The following is a 3,339-nucleotide window of genomic DNA, read 5'->3' as shown; positions in this document are numbered from 1 at the left end:
CACCGGCCACTTCAGCTGGAGCAACACCCTGCCGCAGGCCGTGGGCGAAACCATTGGCGACTTGATCAAAGCTGACATCGAAGCTGGTGATGCCAATCAATCGGGGCAGAGGAAGTCGGGCGAGCAGGATAATCATCACCTGATGCCGAATAGTCCTGAACGCTACAGCCGTCAGCAAATTGCCGATGCAATGGGCCTGGAAGATGGAGACTTTGCGCTGGGAGACTTTGACAATTACAGCTTGCAGCCAGTCGCCAATCGTCCGGGCTCACCGCAAAGCCAGCGCTTCCTGAAACAGATGGCCGAAGACTATGCCGCAACGATGAATGGCCTGGCTGCGCTCAAGAAGTCCAGATACCACTCATTTGAAGAACGCGCCCAGGTCGCAGAGTCGATAGAAGGCAACTACACCGCTTTAACGGCAAAACGCATTACTGATTATGGCGATCTCAACCCTGCGGAAATCGACCTGATCAACGCGCTGCAAGGAGAAGTTGCGAATCGCGTTAATCCGATGCGCCATCTGACAACCGACCCGAACAGAGAGGTGAATTACCGTCGTGAATTTGGTGGCAGAGAAATCCGGGGCAATACGCCGGCTGAAGACATAGCCGCTGCCTTCGCTAGCCCTTGGGAAGGCATGAAAGGTGCCGCCAAAGGCGCGTGGGGCATGGGCGCGGGAACCGTTAACTTTGTTGCCGATAACTATGCCCGTGGCTACTTTGGTATTCGCTACGCCTTGGGGGATGAATCGGCGATAGACGCACTGATGGCCCCTGGCGCCGAAGTCATTCCGATGCCGCGCTATTCAAACAGCGCACAAAGGGGCGGCAGCATTATGTTCAACGTTGCTGCGGCAGCTTCACCTTTTGCGGTAAGGGCCGGGATGAATCAGCTCTCACGGTGGGGTGAGCGGTTTGCGGTGACGGCGGAGTATGGGGCGCCGCAGGGGGCTGCTAGCGAATACGGCCGCTCCATTAGTATTTTTGGCGTTCGCGGAGGCGGTGAAAGCTTTAATGCAGAAGGGGTTCTTCATCCGTATCAGTACACAGGTCACGTAGGTTACTCGTTCGACTCTGGAAAAGTGATATGGGGTTTTGGTCCATCGACGGGCGATGCTGTTGAGGCAGACATCTTTACCCATTTGAAGTCTAGTGGTAGTTATCCTGGAATTATTACCGCCGACCAAGAAGCGTTCAGGCTAATTGCGGAAAACCCGTTACCCGCTAGAGGAAGTAGCGCGCCGCAGGTTGTTTATGAGCAAAAAATGTTTTTTTCTCAAGAAGAGTTTGATGTCATACGAGCTCGACATGAGCAATTGGTTTCGCGTGGGCCAATGGATGACATACGCTATCAGTGGCCGCCGAAGTCCGGTAATTGGCCTCCCAATTTTTACAATTGTGCGACATTCCCGAGTTGTCTTGGTATACCTATTCCTGAAACTACAGGAAAGTTACAGTTCTATATGCCAGCGCTAGAGGCAGTGGGAGCCCCATGGAAACCGATAGTTCCAATACAGTGACAAATACTCAGAGTTTATTTCTTTCGGAGCGAGTGGCTAACCATGACCTAGTGGAAATTTTAGTTACAGGTTCGCCAAGTAATCACGTTTTCCGTGGTTTGGTGGAGCGAATTTATTCGTGCCGAAAGGGCGTTACGAGAGACCACCTTGGTACGGAAATTGAGTTTTATAGAGGTCCGGTTAGCTGGGGGAATCCTTCCTTGAGAGTGGGGGATCGTGCCTTATTGTTCATTAGGGAAACAAATGGGGTACTGAATGAGTATCCTTGGCGTGGTCACATGGTCATTAATGAATTTGACGGAGAGTTAAATGTCACACTCTCTTTCCCTAGCTTGTGGTTGCGAGAGGATTTGCCTTTGGCTGTGAAATCTTCAGCAAATCAACATCCGACTTTGCCAAACACTTCAATTGTTCGATTTGACGTACTGGAGTCTTATTTAAAATGGCTGATCGGAGAGGATGATTGCTGCAGATCGTAATTGCAATTTCAAGAGCATGCTTTACGGAGTTAATTATAAATGGATAAATATGATTTTGATTTGTCAATTTTTCGAGTGAGAGCGAGAGGCTTTTTTACAAAAGGCAGGGTTGATGATGCTCTAGATTTATATGGAGATATTCTAAAGTTTTCGCCTGATGATGCAATGACTTATGCTGATCGAGGAACGGCATATGCAATGATGCAGATGTCAGATCTTGCATTGAGTGATTTGAACCGTGCCATAGAGTTGGGATATACAGACGCATCAATTTACTGCACTATTGCTACAATTTATTTGGAAATGGGCGATTTTTCTAAATCTTTGGAGTGTTTTAAAATTTCACTTGAAATTAATCAGAAAAATCCATTTGCTTATTATAATCGCGCAAGTCTTTATGAAAAGATGGGTGATTTTACCTCTGCTATTTCAGATCTGAGGAAAGTTCTTATTTATGATCCAGATGCCAAATTAAAGAATAGAATAGAGGAAAGAATTTCTCAGCTGGGTTTTGACAAGTTGGCCGACTAAGTTTCCATTGTCGGTTCTGTTGTATTAACAGTGATCTGTCCGCGTGCTCTTTAGCCGTTTTCCACTCCCTATTCCCGGTCGAATTTTGACCGGGAGAGTGAGTTTATTCCTAAATAAGCAGAAATCCACCGCAATTTCTGCCGGTTTTCGACTCGAAATGTGGTGTAAATATCCTGATTTTTTCTGTGCCGGCGTCACAGCACCTCCGAGTCTACGGTCAGTCGAATAATCGGGTTTGGCTTGGATTTCTGTCAGGTTTTGCTTGGGTTTTTAATTGGGCTAACACCGTATTCGAATTCCCGTCAACAAGCCTTCCCATGCTTCGAAATGTTCTATTTTTTGCGGAGTTTGGTAAACAGGTTTTTATTCTCACAAAATCCGTTTCGGAATCCAGCCGTTCAGGTTTTGGTGGGGATGATTGTTGTGGTGTTGTGCAGGCAATAAAGACGAGCGGCGATTCAATAAATCGACTTGAATCACCTCTGCAATAAAATTTTGTTCTTTAACAAAATAAATTGGAATTTGGTATCGTCTTCGATGCCGGTCGCCAGGCCGATGCCGGCTATGGGCCGACCCGATTTGCCTTGGTATCGGCTGCTGGTATTTCTGTCGAAAAACCCCAGCTGCCCGCGTTCGGCCAGGACCCGCAGCTACCGGAAGAAACCCTGCAGCCGGCCGGTGGCGTCAACCTGCCTGGCTTCCTGCATGTGGGCACGCTGCCCAAGCAGACGGGCAACTACATCTACCGCCTGAGCACCGGCGGCCAGACCTGGTATGACCGCCTCTCGGTCAACCTGGAAGGTGGCC

The 3,339-nt window shown here is 48.5% G+C and carries 3 protein-coding genes; all 3 read left to right on the top strand.

Annotated features, from left to right (window positions below; translation table 11 throughout):
• On the top strand, nt 1-1,522 hold a 1,522-nt coding region (locus tag PZA18_RS23630), incomplete at its 5' end, for a hypothetical protein (protein WP_284103356.1).
• Between the two features lie 518 nt (nt 1,523-2,040).
• Complete coding sequence (locus PZA18_RS23625; RefSeq protein WP_284103355.1) at nt 2,041-2,532, top strand: tetratricopeptide repeat protein; 492 nt, start codon at nt 2,041-2,043, stop codon at nt 2,530-2,532.
• 515 nt (nt 2,533-3,047) lie between these two features.
• On the top strand, nt 3,048-3,339 hold a 292-nt coding region (locus PZA18_RS23620; protein ID WP_284103353.1), incomplete at its 3' end, for a hypothetical protein.

This window comes from Parachitinimonas caeni (assembly GCF_030129945.1).
In the GTDB taxonomy this organism is placed as follows: Bacteria; Pseudomonadota; Gammaproteobacteria; order Burkholderiales; family Chitinimonadaceae; genus Parachitinimonas; species Parachitinimonas caeni.
Note: the sequence above shows the minus strand (reverse complement) of the source record. Positions and strands in the feature narration are given on the sequence as shown.

What these genes read in the sequence shown, in the direction of transcription:
- PZA18_RS23625 (WP_284103355.1), top strand. Translation starts at nt 2,041, where the DNA reads ATGGATAAATATGATTTTGATTTGTCAATTTTTCGAGTGAGAGCGAGA.